Annotated in this window: 13 protein-coding genes; 2 read left to right on the top strand and 11 right to left on the bottom strand. The window is 67.5% G+C overall.

Features of this window, described 5'->3' with window-relative positions; all coding sequences use genetic code 11:
* Window positions 1-3 precede the first annotated feature (3 nt).
* Window positions 4-1,188, bottom strand: a complete 1,185-nt coding sequence (dxr, locus tag NIBR502770_RS04395; RefSeq protein ID WP_141181148.1) for a 1-deoxy-D-xylulose-5-phosphate reductoisomerase — start codon at window positions 1,186-1,188, stop codon at window positions 4-6.
* A gap of 108 nt (window positions 1,189-1,296) precedes the next feature.
* Between dxr and NIBR502770_RS04390 the strand changes: the two genes are divergently transcribed.
* Window positions 1,297-2,766: a lipase maturation factor family protein gene (locus tag NIBR502770_RS04390; protein ID WP_141183315.1), complete on the top strand. Its 1,470-nt coding sequence runs from the start codon at window positions 1,297-1,299 to the stop codon at window positions 2,764-2,766.
* On the opposite strand, the gene NIBR502770_RS04385 is transcribed toward NIBR502770_RS04390, so the two are convergent.
* The 7 genes from NIBR502770_RS04385 to NIBR502770_RS04355 are packed head-to-tail and all read right to left on the bottom strand — an operon-like array spanning window position 2,767 to window position 10,711.
* Window positions 2,767-3,606, bottom strand: a complete 840-nt coding sequence (locus tag NIBR502770_RS04385) for a CoA ester lyase (RefSeq protein ID WP_141161007.1) — start codon at window positions 3,604-3,606, stop codon at window positions 2,767-2,769. It lies immediately after the preceding gene.
* A gap of 4 nt (window positions 3,607-3,610) precedes the next feature.
* Complete coding sequence (locus tag NIBR502770_RS04380) at window positions 3,611-4,180, bottom strand: MaoC family dehydratase (protein WP_246857396.1); 570 nt, start codon at window positions 4,178-4,180, stop codon at window positions 3,611-3,613.
* Window positions 4,177-4,953, bottom strand: coding sequence for a CoA transferase subunit B (locus NIBR502770_RS04375; RefSeq protein WP_370871403.1), 777 nt, complete (start codon window positions 4,951-4,953; stop codon window positions 4,177-4,179). The genes NIBR502770_RS04380 and NIBR502770_RS04375 overlap by 4 nt, the downstream gene beginning before the upstream one ends.
* On the bottom strand, window positions 4,950-5,714 hold the full coding sequence (locus NIBR502770_RS04370; protein ID WP_141183313.1) for a CoA transferase subunit A: 765 nt from the start codon (window positions 5,712-5,714) through the stop codon (window positions 4,950-4,952). Before NIBR502770_RS04370 ends, NIBR502770_RS04375 begins: the two co-directional genes overlap by 4 nt.
* 20 nt (window positions 5,715-5,734) lie before the next feature.
* Window positions 5,735-6,898 (bottom strand): acyl-CoA dehydrogenase family protein, encoded by a 1,164-nt coding sequence (locus tag NIBR502770_RS04365; RefSeq protein WP_141181147.1) that lies wholly within the window; start codon window positions 6,896-6,898, stop codon window positions 5,735-5,737.
* Window positions 6,899-6,900: 2 nt separating this feature from the next.
* Complete coding sequence (locus tag NIBR502770_RS04360) at window positions 6,901-9,090, bottom strand: biotin carboxylase N-terminal domain-containing protein (protein WP_141181146.1); 2,190 nt, start codon at window positions 9,088-9,090, stop codon at window positions 6,901-6,903.
* Between the two features lie 13 nt (window positions 9,091-9,103).
* The gene (locus NIBR502770_RS04355; protein WP_141181145.1) at window positions 9,104-10,711 is read right to left on the bottom strand and encodes a carboxyl transferase domain-containing protein; all 1,608 of its coding nucleotides are present in this window, start codon (window positions 10,709-10,711) and stop codon (window positions 9,104-9,106) included.
* 172 nt (window positions 10,712-10,883) lie between these two features.
* Between NIBR502770_RS04355 and NIBR502770_RS04350 the strand changes: the two genes are divergently transcribed.
* A complete protein-coding gene (locus NIBR502770_RS04350; protein ID WP_141161012.1) occupies window positions 10,884-11,522 on the top strand; it encodes a TetR/AcrR family transcriptional regulator in 639 nt (212 codons plus the stop codon).
* Window positions 11,523-11,616: 94 nt separating this feature from the next.
* On the opposite strand, the gene NIBR502770_RS04345 is transcribed toward NIBR502770_RS04350, so the two are convergent.
* Genes NIBR502770_RS04345 through pdhA form a run of 3 tightly spaced genes read right to left on the bottom strand, consistent with a single transcriptional unit; the run spans window position 11,617 to window position 15,199 of the window.
* Window positions 11,617-13,023, bottom strand: coding sequence for a dihydrolipoamide acetyltransferase family protein (locus NIBR502770_RS04345; protein WP_141181143.1), 1,407 nt, complete (start codon window positions 13,021-13,023; stop codon window positions 11,617-11,619).
* The gene (locus tag NIBR502770_RS04340; RefSeq protein WP_141181142.1) at window positions 13,020-14,030 is read right to left on the bottom strand and encodes an alpha-ketoacid dehydrogenase subunit beta; all 1,011 of its coding nucleotides are present in this window, start codon (window positions 14,028-14,030) and stop codon (window positions 13,020-13,022) included. The genes NIBR502770_RS04345 and NIBR502770_RS04340 overlap by 4 nt, the downstream gene beginning before the upstream one ends.
* Window positions 14,030-15,199, bottom strand: coding sequence for a pyruvate dehydrogenase (acetyl-transferring) E1 component subunit alpha (pdhA, locus tag NIBR502770_RS04335; protein ID WP_141181141.1), 1,170 nt, complete (start codon window positions 15,197-15,199; stop codon window positions 14,030-14,032). Before pdhA ends, NIBR502770_RS04340 begins: the two co-directional genes overlap by 1 nt.
* Window positions 15,200-15,229: the final 30 nt, after the last annotated feature.

Raw genomic sequence — 15,229 nt, 5'->3', positions numbered from 1 at the left:
TTCCTAGAGTCTGCTGACTGCTAAACGTTCGTGGGCCCGTGCGCGTGCCCAGCTTTCAGCATCCAGCACGGATTCCACCGTCAGCCCGGAGGAACCTGAGTGTTCGCTGAGCACACTGTCCACGGTGTCGACGATGTCCGTGAACCGGATCCGGCCGGCATGGAACGCCGTGACCGCTTCCTCGTTGGCCGCATTGAAGACAGCAGGGTAGGTGCTCCCCTGCTTGGCGGCGTCCTTGGCCAGTCCGACGGCGGGGAAAGCTTCGGTGTCCAGCGGTTCAAAGGTCCACGTGGCGGCCTGGGTCCAGTCGCACGGGCTGGCGGCGTTGGGCACCCGGGCGGGCCAGCCGAGCCCCAGCGCGATGGGCAGGCGCATGTCCGGCGGGGAAGCCTGGGCGATGGTGGAGCCGTCCACGAACTGGACCATGGAATGGACCACCGACTGGGGGTGCACCACGACGTCGATCCGGTCCAGCGGAATATCGAACAGCAGGTGCGCCTCGATGACTTCCAGGCCCTTGTTCACCAGCGTGGCGGAGTTGGTGGTGACCATGACGCCCATGTCCCAGGTGGGGTGGGCCAGGGCTTCCCGGGGGGTGACGGAGTGGAGCTCTTCCCGGCTCCTGCCCCGGAACGGTCCCCCTGAAGCTGTGAGGATGAGCTTGTCCACCTCAACGGCAGTGCCGGAGCGCAGGCACTGGGCGATGGCCGAGTGCTCCGAATCGACGGGGACTATCTGGCCTTCGCGGGCCGCTGCCTTGACCAGGCTGCCGCCGACGATCAGGGATTCCTTGTTGGCAAGGGCCAGCGTGGCTCCGGACTTGAGTGCCGCGAGGGTGGGGGCCAGGCCGATTGATCCGGTGATGCCATTGAGCACCACGTCCGCTTCCACCGCCGCGATGCGGGCGGAGGCGTCCGGGCCTGCCACGATCTCCGGCCGGTACCCCTGGCGGCCTGCCGCAGCCGCGGCGTCGCTGATCAGCGATGCCAGCCGGGCAGGATCCCCGCCGGCAATCCCCACCACAGTGGCGCCGGTGTGGACCGCCTGCTGCGCCAGGAGCTCCAGGTTGCCGCCCCCGGCACTGAGGGCCACCACTTCGAACAGGTGCGGGGCGCCGTCGACGACGTCAATCGCCTGGGTGCCGATGGAACCAGTGGATCCGAGGAGGACGATTCTGCGTGGCTGCATGGGTTAAGTATCCCGCACCAGTCCGGCCCCTTTGACGCCCCCGATCCTGCTGCGCCCGGCCTGATGATGCACCTTGACCCCCGCGTGACCGGGCGTAACGTGGAATCCGTGGACTGGCTGTGGTGGTTTGACGCGCCGGAATACGGGTTCGCCCGCCAGGTGCTGCAACGGGGTGTGGCGGCACTGTATTTTGTTGCGTTCCTGTCCACGATGAACCAGTTCCCCGCCCTGCTCGGCGAGCGCGGCCTCCTCCCGGTGCCTGGGTTCCTTGCCGCGTTCCCCCGTTTCCGCCGGCCCACGCTGTTCCGCTGGCGGTACTCGGACGGGCTGCTGCGCGGAGTCTGCACCGCCGGCCTGGTGGTATCGGCACTGCTGGTGGCCGGACTCCCGCAGCTGGGCCCGCCATGGGTGCCACTGCTTGCGTTCCTGGCCCTGTGGCTGCTGTACATGTCCATCGTGAACGTGGGCCAGACCTTCTACGGGTTCGGCTGGGAAATGCTGCTCCTTGAGGCGGGCTTCACCGTTGGGTTCCTCGGTTCCAACCAGACGGATCCGCCCCGGACCATCCTGGTCCTGGTCGTGTGGCTGGTGTTCCGGCTGGAATTCGGCGCGGGAATGATCAAGATCCGCGGCGGCAGGGAGTGGCGCGACCTGACCGCCCTGTACTACCACCACGAAACCCAGCCCATGCCCGGCCCGCTGAGCCGGCAGGCCCACCTGCTGCCCAAGCCGCTGCACCGGATCGAGGTGGTGGGCAACCACATCGCCCAGCTGGTGGTGCCGTTCCTGCTGTTCGCCCCCCAGCCCGTGGCAAGCGTTGCGGCGGGGGTGGTCGTGCTGACCCAGCTGTGGCTGGTGGCCACCGGCAACTTCGCCTGGCTGAACTGGATGGCGATCGTGCTGGCGTTCGCGGCGGTCAGCGACCCCGTGGCGCACGCCGTGATACCTGCCATCCCGGCGGACTGGAATGCCGCCACGGGCGCCCGGACGGAAACGCCGCTGTGGTGGCTGGCCATCACCCTGGCGGCGTCGATCCTGCTGCTGGTGCTGAGCTACTGGCCGCTGCGGAACCTCTTCTCCCGCCGGCAGCTGATGAATGCCAGCTTCAACCGGTGGCAGCTGGTTAACGCCTACGGGGCCTTCGGCACAGTGACCAAACAGCGCATCGAAATCGTGGTGGAGGGCACGCTGGACGAGGACCCCCATGACGGTTCGGACTGGCGCGAGTACGGCTTCAAAGGCAAGCCTGGGGACGTCCGCCGGCTCCCGCGCCAGTGGGCCCCCTACCACCTGCGGCTGGACTGGCTGATGTGGTTCCTGCCGCTGCGGACCGTCCACGAGGAATGGTTCTACGCCTTCCTCGGCAAGCTCCTGGCCGCTGACCGGCAGGTGCTGCGGCTGCTGCGGAAGGACCCGTTCGACGGCGCCGCGCCACGCTGGGTGCGCGTGCGCAGCTTCCATTACCGCTTCGCCAGCCGGAAGGAGTTCCGCGAAACAGGGAACCGCTGGGTGCGGACCCTGCTTTCCGAGCCGATCCCGGCCACGTCCCTCCGCCGGCCCAAGGGACGGCAGCGGTAGTTATGCCTCCACGGCGGCGCGGCGGACGATCTCCTGGGCGTGCTTGAGGATGGGGCCGTCGATCATTTTGCCCTGGTACTTGAAGACCCCGGATCCCGCCGACGCGGCAGCGTCCAGCAGGGCCGTGGCCGCTGCCACCTCGTCGGCCGAGGGCGCATAGGCCTTCCGCACCACGGCTGCCTGGCTGGGATGGATGCAGGCCTTGGAGCTGAAGCCGGAGGCCACGGCGTCGGCCGCTTCAGCAGCCAGCCCGTCGAGGTCGGGGATGTTGGTGTAGACGGCATCCACTGCTTCCTTGCCGTGGGCCCGCGCTGCCAGGAGGACTGACGAGCGGGCGTGCAGCGCCACTGCCCGGTAGCCGCCGTCGTCCTTCCGGCTGGACGTACCGCCCAGGGAGGCCAGCAGGTCCTCGGCCCCCCACATCAGGCCCACCACGTTGGGGGCGGCAGCGATGGCCGGGGCGTTGAGCACGCCCACGGCCGTTTCGCACAGCGCAATCACCTGGTAGCCCTCCAGCGCCTTGAGCTGGTCGGCCGACTCCGCCTTGGCCAGCATCACGGTGCGGTAGGGCGTGTGCGCCAGGCAGTGGAGGTCTTTTTCAAAGTCCTCGGTGCCCACGGGGTTGACCCTGACAATGGTGCAGCTGGGTTCAAGCTCGGGTTCCACGCCGGTGGTGCCCAGTTGGGCCAGGATAGCGCCGCGGGCCCGCTGCTTGTCCGCCGGCGCCACCGCGTCTTCGAGGTCCAGGATGACGGCGTCCGCACGCGCGGCGGCCTTTTGGTAGCGCTCGGGACGGTCGGCGGGGCAGAAGAGCAGGGCGGGGCCCATCACAAAGGTCATAAGGCTATTCTCCGACGTTTTGGCTGCCCTGTGCGTTCCCATGCGCCTCCCGCGTCCACATCAGGCAGCTGCGGGTGGCCCGTGCCACCACGGCGCCGTCCTGGTTGCGGCCGGTGTGTTCCATGGTCACGATGCCCTGGCCGGGGCGTGAGGCCGAGAGCCTCCTGCCGGTGATGACGGTCTCCGTGTACAGGGTGTCCCCGTGGTACAGCGGGTGCGGGAAGGAAACGTCCGTCAGGCCCAGCTGGGCAATGATGGTCCCTTGGGTCAGCTGGGTGACGGACTGGCCCACCATGGTGGCCAGGGTGAACATGGAGTTCATTAGCCGTTGCCCGAACGGCTGGCCGGCGCTCCAGGCGGCGTCCAGGTGCAGCGCCTGGGTGTTCATGGTCAGGGTGCTGAACAGGACGTTGTCCGTTTCCGTCACCGTCCTGCCGGGACGGTGGGCGTACACCAGCCCCTCCTCCAGCTCATCGAAGTACAGCCCGCGCTGTTCGATGACCCGCGGGCCGGCAGCGGGGCCTCTGCGGGCGCCGGCCCCGGAGTTGCCGTCCGTGGGGTTGCTGCCGGTCATACCGTGAGTTCCCGGTCTTCCTCGAACAGGTCCGCCCCGGTAGCGGCCACTACATCCTCCACGGAGACGTTGGGGGCCAGTTCGCTCAGGACCAGCCGCGATCCGCCGCCGTCCCGCACGACGTCGATGACGGCCAGGTCCGTGATGATCCGGTCCACGCAGCCCTTCCCGGTCAGCGGCAATGAGCACTCCTGGACGATCTTGGGGTTGCCGTTGCGGTCGACGTGCTCCATCATCACGATCACCCGCTTGGCCCCGAACACCAGGTCCATGGCGCCCCCCATGCCCTTGACCATCTTTCCCGGGATCATCCAGTTGGCGAGGTCCCCGTTGGCTGCCACCTCCATGGCGCCGAGCACGGCCACGTCAACGTGGCCGCCGCGGATCATGCCGAAGGACGTTGCCGAATCGAAGAACGCCGCTCCCCTGTTGACGGTCACGGTCTCCTTGCCGGCGTTGATCAGGTCGGGGTCGATGGCGTCCTCGGCCGGGTAGGGGCCGACGCCGAGGATCCCGTTCTCCGAGTGCAGCACCACCTCCACTCCGTCCGGGATGTAGTTGGGGATCAGGGTGGGCATCCCGATCCCGAGGTTCACGTACTGGCCGTTGCGGAGTTCCTTGGCCACCCGGGCGGCGAGCTCGTTCCGCGTCCAGCCTTTGGTTTCGGCGGCGCCTGCTCCGCCGGGCCCGGGCTGGTGCTCGCCGCCACGCCGGTATTCCGGGCGTACGGCTTCTGGCCGCGGGGCGTCGGGGCTGTTGGGATCCATGGTCATGCTCCTGCCTGGTTGAGTGCCACCGTCCGCTTTTCGATCCGCTTTTCCCCGTCCCGGGCCAGGACCACCCGCTGGACGAAGATGCCGGGGGTGTGGATGTGTTCGGGATCCAGTTCGCCGGGCTCCACGAGTTCCTCCACCTCGGCGATGGTGATGCGCCCTGCCATGGCGCACAGCGGGTTGAAGTTCATGGCCGTGGCGTGGAACACCAGGTTGCCGTGGCGGTCTCCCTTCCACGCATGCACCAGCCCGAAGTCCGGCGTAAGCGACTCTTCCAGGACGTAGTCCACTCCCCCGAAGGGGCGCACTTCCTTCGGCGCAGAGGCGACCGCGATCCCGCCGTTGGCGTCGTACTTCTGCGGCAGGCCGCCGTCGGACACCTGCGTGCCAACCCCCGCCTTGGTATAGAACGCCGGGATCCCGGCCCCGCCGGCCCGCAGCTTCTCGGCCAGCGTGCCCTGCGGGGTGAGCACCACTTCAAGCTCGCCGGCGAGGTACTGGCGGGCGAACTCCTTGTTCTCGCCCACGTAGGAGCTGATGGTGCGGCGGATGCGGCCGTCGCGGAGCAGGATGCCGAGCCCCCAGTCATCCACGCCGCAGTTGTTGCTGACAGTCTCCAGGCCCGAGGTGCCGGCCCGGTGGAGGGCATCGATCAGGGCCACCGGGATCCCGCAGAGCCCGAAACCGCCCACCGCCAGCGAGGCGCCATCGGGGATGTCCGCGACGGCTTCGTCAGCGCTCGCAACAACCTTGTCAATCATCATTGATCCTTTCGGGCCGGCTAGAGTCCCAGTTCGCGGGCAATCAGCATCAGCTGGACCTCCGTGGTGCCCTCCCCCACTTCAAGGATCTTGGAGTCGCGGTAGTGGCGCGCCACGGTGAACTCGTTGATGAAGCCATAGCCGCCGAATACCTGGGTGGCATCCCGCGCATTGTCCATGGCTGCCTCGCCTGCGACCATCTTAGCGATGGCCGCCTGGGTCTTGAACGGCTTGCCGGCAAGCATCCGGGCGGCCGCGTCGTAGTACGCCAGGCGGGCGGTGTGGGCGCGGGCCTCCATCCGGGCGATCTTGAAGGAGATGGCCTGGTACTTGCCGATTTCGTGGCCGAAAGCCCGGCGTTCGCGGGCATACTTGACGGACTGGTCAACGCAGCCCTGCGCGGCACCGGTGGCCAGGGCGGCGATGGCAATCCGGCCCTCGTCCAGGATGGACAGGAAGTTGGCGTACCCGCGCCCCTCGGTCCCCAGCAGGTTTTCCTCCGGCACCCGGACGTCCTTCAGGGTGAGGGGGTGGGTGTCCGAGGCGTTCCAGCCCACCTTGTTGTAGGGCTTTTCCGCCTTGAAACCGGGCGTGTCGGTGGGGACCAGGATGGTGGAGATGTCCTTCTTGATGCTGCCGTCGGGGCGTTCCTGCTGTCCGGTGACGGCGGTGACGGTGACCAGACGGGTGATGTCGGTTCCGGAGTTGGTGATGAATTCCTTGTTCCCGTTGATCACCCACTGGCCGTCCTCCCGCCGGGCGTGGGTCTTGGTGCCGCCGGCATCCGAGCCGGCCTCCGGCTCGGTGAGCCCGAACCCGGCGAGCGCCTGGCCGGACGCCAGCATGGGCAGCCATTCCTGTTTCTGCGCATCCGTACCGAACCGGTACACCGGCATGGCACCGAGGGACACGCCCGCCTCCAGGGTGATGGCGACAGACTGGTCCACCCGGCCAAGCTGTTCCAGTGCGAGCGCCAGGGCGAAGTAGTCCCCGCCCATTCCGCCGTATTCCTCGGGGAACGGCAGCCCGAACAGGCCCATTTCCGCCATCTGCTTCACCACTTTATAGGGGAAGCTGTGCTCTTCGTCGTGTTTGGCGGACACCGGGGCCACGACGTTGTCCGCGAAGTCGCGGACGGTGTCGCTGAGGTCCTGGTATTCCTCGGTGAGTTCAAAACCGGTCATGGTCAGGCTCCTTCGCCTTGTTCTGCAGCTTCGCCTGTAACGGTGTCTGCGTCGGTGTGTGCGGGTTCCGCATCCGCGGGGTGGATGGTGGCCAGGATCTGGTCGGCCTTGACAAGGTCACCGGTACGGGCGGTCAGGTGGACGGTGCCGGCAAGGGGGGCCACCAGGTGGTGTTCCATCTTCATGGCCTCGACGGACACCAGGACTTCCCCCGCTTCCACCGCATCTCCGTCGTTGACCGGGACCGCCACGACGGTTCCGGGCATCGGCGAGCGCACCTCGGGATCGGCGGCACCTTCCTGTCGCTGGACTGCTGCGAGGACCCGCTCCAGCCGGGCTTCCCGGGTGAGGAGTTCCAGCCGGCAGGACCAGCCGCCGCTGCCGAGGAAGATCTGCCCGGGGGCCACGGCCACCCGGTACTCCCGGGCTGCCCCGCCAAGGGTAAGGACTGCGCTGCCGTCTTCCGCCCTGCGCAGCGACGCTTCCTGCGGCGCGCCCCCGTTGACGGCGGCCACGGCTGTGCCTCCACCAGTCGGACTATCCGTCACCGCAACGGTGGCCACCCCGCCGTCGGGCGTTCCCAGGCTGATCCGGCGGGGCGCCGGTGCCCCCAGCCGCCAGCTGCTCCTGTAGTGCCACGGTCCGCGGGCGGGAGTGGGATGGTTCCCATCCTCCTGTGCGAGTGAGTACAGCGCTGCAGCCACCAGTTCGTGATCGCCAATGCGCCTGAATTCCAGCGCCGGCATCTTCCGTTCGATCAGTCCGGTGTCCAGTAGCCCGGCCCGGACATCGGGATCGCTGAGCAGGAGCCGCAGGTACTCGACGTTGGTCTCGATGCCCAGTGCCGTGTACCCGGCCAGCGCCTTGTCCAGGGTTTCCAAGGCTTCTGCACGGTCTCCGCCCCAGGCGATGACCTTGGAAATCATGGGGTCATAGTTGGCGGAGAGCTCCAGCCCTTCCAGCAGCGAGGAATCCACCCGGACCCGGCCGTCGTCCGCAGGTGGCAGCTCGGCCAGCCGGAGCACCGTCCCGGTGGATGGGAGGAAGTTCTTTTCCGGCACCTCGGCGTAGACGCGGGCCTCCACCGCGTGGCCGGAAAGCCCGACGTCGGCCTGCCGGATGGTGAGCGGCTCACCGGCGGCGATCCGCACCTGCCATTCCACCAGGTCGACGCCCGTCACCATTTCCGTGACGGGGTGCTCCACCTGCAGCCGGGTGTTCATCTCCATGAAGAAGAACTCATCCGGCGCATTGTCCGAGACCAGGAACTCCACGGTTCCGGCCCCCGTGTAGTTCACGCTGCGGGCGGCGTTGCAGGCGGCCTCGCCGATCCGCGCACGCACGTCCGCACCGTTCGGCAGGCCCTCCAGCAGGGGCGAGGGGGCTTCCTCGATGACCTTCTGGTGCCGCCGCTGCAGGGAGCATTCGCGTTCGCCCAGGTGGATGACATTGCCGTGGCCGTCCGCGAGGACCTGGACTTCGATATGCCGTGGTGTGGTCACCAGCCGCTCCAGGAAGAGGGTGTCGTCACCAAAAGCGGCGGCGGCCACCCGCCGTGCGGTGGCCAGGGCGGCGGGCAGGTCCGCCGGCTTCTCCACCACGTGCATGCCTTTCCCGCCGCCACCGGCGGAGGGCTTGATGAGAAGCGGGAAGCCGACGGCGCCGGCGGCCTCCTCGAGCTCACTGTCCGTCATGCCGGGCCTGGCGATGCCGGGGACTACCGGCACGGAGTAGCCTGCCACGTGGTTTTTGGCGCGGATCTTGTCGCCCATCACATTCAGCGCGTCCACGCCGGGACCTATGAACGCTATGCCGGCCTTCTCGAGGGCACGGGCGAAGTCCGCATTCTCGCTCAGGAAGCCGTAGCCGGGGTGGACCGCTTCCGCCCCGGACTGCCGGCAGGCCTCAAGGATGGCGTCGATGCTGAGGTAGCTTTCGGTTGCCGCTGCCGGGCCGATGCGTAAGGCTGTGTCAGCTTCACGGACGTGGCGGGCGCCGGCATCGGCATCGCTGTAAACGGCCACCGATCGGATTCCCAGCGCGCGCAGCGTGCGGATGACGCGGCAGGCGATTTCCCCCCGGTTGGCCACCAGGACGGTGCTGAAGAGGGGTGCGCCGCCGGTTTCCGCGCTAACGGCTTCACCGACCGGCGTGCCTGCGGCGAACCGCTGCGTTGCGGTGTTGGTCTGCATGGTCATTGCTGGCTCACATCCGGAAGAGGCCGAAGGAAGTCTCCGGCAAGGGGGTGCGGGAGACGACGTCGAGCGCCAGGCCCAGGACGGTGCGGGTATCGGCCGGGTCAATGACGCCGTCGTCCCACAGCCGGGCGGTTGAGTAGTAGGGACTGCCCTGGTCCTCGTACTGCCGGCGGATGGGCGCCTTGAAGGCTTCCTCGTCCCCGGCAGCCCATTCCTCCCCTGCGGCTTCGTACTGGTCCCGTTTGACGGTGGCCAGCACGCTGGCTGCCTGGTTGCCGCCCATCACCGAGATCCGCGCGGCCGGCCACATCCACAGGAACCGCGGGGAATAGGCCCGTCCGCACATGGAGTAGTTTCCCGCGCCGAAGGAGCCGCCAATGACCACCGTCAGTTTGGGGACGCGGGCGGTGGCGACGGCGGTCACCATCTTGGCACCGTTCTTGGCGATGCCGCCCTGCTCGGCGTCCCTGCCCACCATGAAGCCGGAGATGTTCTGCAGGAAGAGCAGCGGGATGCCGCGCTGGTCGCAGAGTTCAATGAAATGCGCACCCTTGAGCGAGGACTCGCTGAACAGCACGCCGTTGTTGGCCACGATCCCTACAGGGTGTCCGTCAATCCGGGCGAATCCGGTAACCAGGGTGGTGCCGTAATCCTTCTTGAATTCGTGGAACTTGCTGCCGTCCACCAGGCGGGCAATGACCTCGTGGACGTCGTAGGGGGCGTTGACGTCCGTGGGCACGGCGCCGTAGAGCCCTTCCGGGTCCACGGCCGGTTCGACGCCGGGTTCCACCTGCCAGGCCGGCGCGGCCGGCGGCGGGAGGGTGGCAACGATGTCCCTGATGATCTGCAGGGCGTGTTCGTCGTTTTCTGCCAGATGGTCGGTGACTCCGGAGATTTTCGAGTGCACCTCGCCCCCGCCCAGTTCCTCGGCGGTGACGATTTCACCGATGGCTGCCTTTACCAGTGGCGGCCCGCCCAGGAAGATGGTGCCCTGGTTCCGGACAATGACGGTTTCATCGCTCATGGCGGGGACGTAGGCTCCGCCGGCGGTGCAGGACCCCATGACGGCGGCGAGCTGCGGAATCTTGGCGGCGGACAGGCGTGCCTGGTTGTAGAAGATCCGGCCAAAGTGGTCCTTGTCCGGGAAGACCTCGTCCTGCATGGGGAGGAAGGCCCCGCCTGAATCGACCAGGTAGATGCAGGGCAGCCTGTTTTCCAGGGCGATCTCCTGGGCGCGGAGGTGCTTCTTCACCGTCATGGGGTAGTAGGTGCCGCCCTTGACGGTGGCGTCGTTGGAGATGACCAGGACCTGCCGGCCGTGCACCAGGCCGATCCCGGCGATGACCCCGGCGCCGGGAGCGTCGCCGCCGTACATGCCGTTGGCGGCGAGCGGGGCGATTTCGAGGAAAGGGCTGCCGTCATCGAGGAGCTGGTCGATCCGGTCCCGCGGCAGCAGCTTGCCCCGGGCCACGTGGCGGTCCCGCGACTTCCGGGGGCCGCCCAGTGCAGCATCCGCCAGCTTCTTCCGCAGCTCTCCCGCGAGCGATGACTGTTCCTCCCGGTTGGCGCGGAAGGACTCGCTTGCCGGGTCGAGCCGGGTGGCCAGGGTCTCCATCGAGGCTCCGTCCTAAAGTGGGTCCGGGCGGCCATGAAGGCCAACTCGGTTAGTGACTAATAACTGAAATTCAGGTTAGTCTCGATTAACTGTGATGTCCAACACAGCATCTAACTGTGATGTCCAACACAGCATCGCGTTGCTAGACTCTGGGACGGCCCAAGGAGGAAAAGTGTCCAGCAATACCGCGCAGCCGGCCCCTGCCGCCCAGGCCCCCACCACCCAGCGCGGCAAGGCCAAGGAGAACCGGCGTCAGGCGTTGCTCTCCGCTGCCGCCTCACTGTTCGCGGCCAACGGCTTCAACCGGGTTTCACTGGAAGACCTTGGCGCGGCTGCGGGTGTCAGCGGACCTGCCGTGTACCGCCACTTTTCCGGTAAGCAGGCAGTCCTGGCCGGCCTGCTGGTCACCGTGAGCCAGGAACTGCTCGACGGCGGGCGGCAGGTCGTGGAGCGCACGGCCGACCCCATGGCCGCACTGCGGCAGCTGGTGGAGTTCCAGGTCAACTTCGCCCTCGGCAAGCCGGACGTGATCCGGGTGCAGGACCGGGATCTTCCGAACCTGTCGGAGCAGGACCAGCTGGCCGTGCGGACGCTCCAGCGCAGCTACGTGGAAATCTGGGTGGACGTCCTGGCGCGGATCCATCCCGATACCGACGTTTCGGACCTGCGGATGCGGGCCCATGCCACGTTCGGGCTGATCAATTCCACCCCGCACTCCGTTCGCAGCCATGGCCGCCGGATGGCCTCGAGGACCGCGCGGCCCCTCCTGGAGGCCATGGCCATGGCCGCCCTGACCGTGCCCTCGGCCTGACCCAACCGCCCACCGGACACCAACGGCCGGCGGCCGCACCACCGGCCCCGGGCAGCACCGCTTGTGCGGGCCGGGGCCGGTGGTGCGGACTCCGCTAGACCATGGTGAGTACCATGCCGGGTTCGGCCAGGATGGCTCCCACGTCCGCCAGGAACCGGGAACCCTGCTCCCCATCCACCAGGCGGTGGTCGAAGGACAGGCTCAGCGTGACCACCTGGCGCAGCGCCACCTCGCCCCGGTATTCCCATGGCATGGTCCGGACCGCTCCGAGGCCAAGGATCGCTGCCTCCCCGGGGTTGAGGATAGGGGTACCGGCGTCGATGCCGAAGACGCCGATATTGGTGATGGAGATTGTGCCGCCGGACAGGTCAGCCGGCGTGGTCTTGCCCGCCCGTGCGGTGTCGGCGAGCGCCGTGAGCTCCTGCGCCAGCCGCGGGAAGGGCAGGGCGTGGGCGTCCTTGATATTGGGAACCATTAGCCCGCGCGGCGTGGCGGCGGCGATGCCCAGGTTCACGTAGTTGAAGGTGACGATCTCCTGGTTTTCTTCGTCCCAGCGGGAGTTCAGCGCCGGATTCCGCCCCAGGGCGATCAGGACGGCTTTGGCGGCAAGCGTCAACGGGGTCAGCTTGATTCCCGAGAATTCCCGGCTGGTCTTGAGCTTGGCCAGGAGGTCAAGGCTCGGTGTGACGTCCACGGTCAGGAACTCCGTGGCATGGGGCGCGGTGAAGGCGCTCTGCACCATGGCGGCAGCGGTGTGCTTACGCACCCCCTTGATGGGCGTCCGGGTTTCCCGCTCCCCCGTCCCGGCTCCAGCTGAAGACGATTCCCGCCGCTGCTGCGGGTCAGGTTCCGCGGCGTGGCCGGAAAACTCCTGCACGTCCTCCCGCGTGATCAGTCCGCCGGGACCGGTCCCCGGAACCTGTGCGAGGTCCAGCCCCAGGTCCTTGGCCAGTTTGCGGACAGGAGGCGTGGACCGGGGACGTTCGGCTCGCCCGCTGTCAGCGGGCGGCGTTTCAGCAGGACCGGTTGCGACAGGCTTGGGTTCGGCAGGATCAACCACCGAATGCTTGGGTTCGGCAGGCCCAACCACTGGGGCAAACGTCCGCGCCCGGCGCGTGGGGCGGCCGGAACCTTCGACGACGGCCCCGTACCCCACGAGGTTAGGTTCCCGTTTCGGCGTCTCCGCCACGGTCTCCCCGGACCCCGTGCCCGCGGCGCCGGACGGCGCCGAAGGTGGGGCGCCGGCGTCGTCCGCCACCTCAAAGGAGACAATCGGCTTGCCCACCTCCACGACGGAACCGGGTTGTTCGTGAAGTTCCTTGATGACCCCGGCGAACGGCGAGGGAAGCTCCACCACGGCCTTGGCGGTTTCCACTTCGGCGATGACCTGGTTCAGGCTGACGGTGTCGCCAACGTCCACTTTCCAGCTGAGGATTTCGGATTCTGTAAGTCCCTCGCCCAGGTCCGGGAGACGGAATTCCTTGATCATGGTGGCGCTCATCCTTCCAGTCCACTCAGGGAATTGGGACGTCCCAGGGCGCGGTCCACGCCGTCCAGGATGCGGTCCAGGCCCGGCAGGTGATGCATTTCCAACTTGGAATACGGATAGGGAATGTCGAAGCCCGTGACGCGCACCGGGGCCGCCTCGAGATGGTAGAAGCACCGCTCGGTGATGCTGGCCGCCACTTCCGCGCCGAGCCCGCCGGACTGCCCTGCCTCGTGCGTGACCACCAGGCGCCCGGTCTTCCGGACGGACGCCACCACAGGTTCGTAGTCCACAGGCGCCAGCGAGCGCAGGTCGATGACTTCAATGGTGATGCCCTCGTCCGCTGCCGCGGATGCGGCATCCAGGGCGGTCTTGACCAGCGGCCCGTAGGCCACCAGCGTGACGTCACTGCCGTTGGTCAGCACCCGCGCCTTGTCCATGGGCAGGGCCGAGGCAGGATCGGTGCCCTCGTCCACCTCGCCTTTGTCGTGGTAGCGGCGCTTGGGCTCGAAGTACAGGACGGGATCGTCACAGGCGATGGCCTGCTGGATGACGGTATAGGCGTCCTGCGGGTTGGCAACAGTGACCACGCGCAGCCCGGAGGTATGCGTGAAATACGCTTCCGGGGACTCGGAATGGTGCTCGGGTGAGCCGATGCCGCCGCCGAACGGGACCCTGATGGTGATGGGCATCTTGACTGCCCCCCGGGTGCGGTAGTGCAGCTTGGCCACCTGGCTGACGATCTGGTCGAACGCGGGGTAGATAAACCCGTCGAACTGGATTTCCACCACGGGCCGGTAGCCGCGATAGGCCAGGCCGACGGCGGTTCCCACGATGGCGGACTCCGCCAGGGGCGTGTCCACCACCCGGTGGGTGCCGAAGTCCTTCTGCAGCCCGTCCGTCACCCGGAAGACGCCGCCTAGGGCACCAATGTCTTCCCCGAGGAGAACCACCTTGGAGTCGTTTTCAAGGGACTTCCGGAGCCCGGCGTTAATGGCACGGGCAAAGGTCAACTGGGTCATCAGCGGACACCTTCTTCTTGAACGGCTCCTGCGGGATCACCGAAGGAGGCCAAATACCTTGCATAGTGGTCCTGCTGGCGTTCCAGCCAGGAATTGGGCGTGCTGTAAACGTGCTTGAAGATGTCCATGGGCTGGGGCTCCGGCATGGTGGTGCATCCACGGCGCATCTGCGCTGCGACGGTGTCGGCTTTCTCCTTGACCTGCCGCTGCAGTTCCCCGGTCAGCAGCCCCTTCCGCTCCAGCAGGCCGGCCAGCCGGGAAATGGGGTCCTTGGCGGCCCAGTCCTCCAGCTCGTTGGCGTCACGGTAACGGGTGGGATCATCGGCGGTGGTGTGCGGGCCCATGCGGTAGGTGACGGCCTCGATGAAGGTGGGGCCGCCGCCGCGGCGCGCCCGGTCCAGGGCCAGCCGTGTGGCCGCCATGACCGCCAGGACGTCATTGCCGTCCACCCGGAGGCTGGGAATGCCGAATCCGGCGGCCCGGTCCGCGAGCTGGATGTGCGACTGCAGGCGCACGGGCTCGGAGATGGCCCAGTGGTTATTGGTGCAGAAGAACACCACCGGGACCTGGAAGCTGGCCGCGAACACCATGGCCTCGTTGACGTCGCCCTCGCTGGTGGCACCGTCGCCAAAGTAGGTGACGGCCACGGCGTCGGCACCGTCGTTCTGGATACCCATGGCGTAGCCGGTGGCGTGCAGGGTCTGGGCGCCGATGATGATCTGCGGGGTGGCCATGTTGATGCTGTAGGGATCCCAGCCGCCGGAGGCGTTGCCGCGCCAGACCCGCAGGAGGTCCGTCAGGTCCACGCCGCGGCAGTAGGCCACGCCGTTCTCCCGGTAGCTGGAGAACACGAAATCGTCTGCGCGCAGTGACCGCCCGGAGCCGATCTGGGCTGCTTCCTGCCCGAGGAGTGGCGGCCAGAGGGCAAGCTCACCCTGGCGCTGCAGCGCCGTGGCCTCAACATCGATCCGCCGGATGACGGTCATGTCCTCGAAGAGGGAGCACAGTTGGTCATCCGTGATGTCCCTGACCCAGAAATCGAACTCCGGGTGGCTGATCCGCTCACCGGCCGGGGTGATCAGCTGGAGGAACTCCGGCCCGGCTGCACCAGGATTTCCTGCGCTTTCGGGGGTACTTGCGCCGCTATGGCCCGTTTGGTCTGTAGACACGATTGCCGCAACCTTCGAACGTCGTTGACC

It is taken from the genome of Pseudarthrobacter sp. NIBRBAC000502770, assembly GCF_006517815.1.
Taxonomy (GTDB): Bacteria; Actinomycetota; Actinomycetes; order Actinomycetales; family Micrococcaceae; genus Arthrobacter; species Arthrobacter niigatensis.
The sequence above is the reverse complement of the archived record's forward strand: the minus strand, read 5'-3'. Positions and strand labels throughout refer to the sequence as shown.

What these genes read in the sequence shown, in the direction of transcription:
- dxr (WP_141181148.1), bottom strand. Translation starts at nt 1,188, where the DNA reads ATGCAGCCACGCAGAATCGTCCTCCTCGGATCCACTGGTTCCATCGGC.
- NIBR502770_RS04385 (WP_141161007.1), bottom strand. Translation starts at nt 3,606, where the DNA reads ATGACCTTTGTGATGGGCCCCGCCCTGCTCTTCTGCCCCGCCGACCGT.
- NIBR502770_RS04380 (WP_246857396.1), bottom strand. Translation starts at nt 4,180, where the DNA reads ATGACCGGCAGCAACCCCACGGACGGCAACTCCGGGGCCGGCGCCCGC.
- NIBR502770_RS04375 (WP_370871403.1), bottom strand. Translation starts at nt 4,953, where the DNA reads ATGACCATGGATCCCAACAGCCCCGACGCCCCGCGGCCAGAAGCCGTA.
- NIBR502770_RS04370 (WP_141183313.1), bottom strand. Translation starts at nt 5,714, where the DNA reads ATGATTGACAAGGTTGTTGCGAGCGCTGACGAAGCCGTCGCGGACATC.
- NIBR502770_RS04365 (WP_141181147.1), bottom strand. Translation starts at nt 6,898, where the DNA reads ATGACCGGTTTTGAACTCACCGAGGAATACCAGGACCTCAGCGACACC.
- NIBR502770_RS04360 (WP_141181146.1), bottom strand. Translation starts at nt 9,090, where the DNA reads ATGCAGACCAACACCGCAACGCAGCGGTTCGCCGCAGGCACGCCGGTC.
- NIBR502770_RS04355 (WP_141181145.1), bottom strand. Translation starts at nt 10,711, where the DNA reads ATGGAGACCCTGGCCACCCGGCTCGACCCGGCAAGCGAGTCCTTCCGC.
- NIBR502770_RS04345 (WP_141181143.1), bottom strand. Translation starts at nt 13,023, where the DNA reads ATGAGCGCCACCATGATCAAGGAATTCCGTCTCCCGGACCTGGGCGAG.
- NIBR502770_RS04340 (WP_141181142.1), bottom strand. Translation starts at nt 14,030, where the DNA reads ATGACCCAGTTGACCTTTGCCCGTGCCATTAACGCCGGGCTCCGGAAG.